Source organism: Halomonas sp. AOP43-D1-4 (assembly GCF_052446175.1).
GTDB classification, from domain to species: domain Bacteria; phylum Pseudomonadota; class Gammaproteobacteria; order Pseudomonadales; family Halomonadaceae; genus Vreelandella; species Vreelandella citrativorans.
Map to the genome: position 1 here is coordinate 1 of NZ_JBQSVY010000057.1, position 225 is coordinate 225.

At 50.2% G+C, this 225-nt stretch carries 1 protein-coding gene; it reads right to left on the bottom strand.

The features are described 5' to 3' along the window. A partial coding sequence (locus ACT3RQ_RS17765; protein ID WP_444680997.1) for a transposase occupies positions 1-162 on the bottom strand: 162 nt, incomplete at its 3' end. Positions 163-225 lie beyond the last annotated feature (63 nt).

A 225-nucleotide genomic window follows, 5' to 3' on the forward strand; every position in this document is an offset into this window, starting at 1 on the left:
AGCTTTAGAGCGCCATTGATAGAGCTGACTGGCGTGTATTCCCAGTTCACGAGCCGCTGCGGCAACGCCTATGCGATCAGCGAGTGCTAACGCTTCTTGACGGTAGGCATCTGAGTAACGGGTATAAGATTTTTTCTTCATCGATGTCGTCGATCTTGCCATGGTTCACCTCATCGTAGCGCATTACATTCTAGAGGTGTCCACAGTTACTGGGCAGGATCAAAC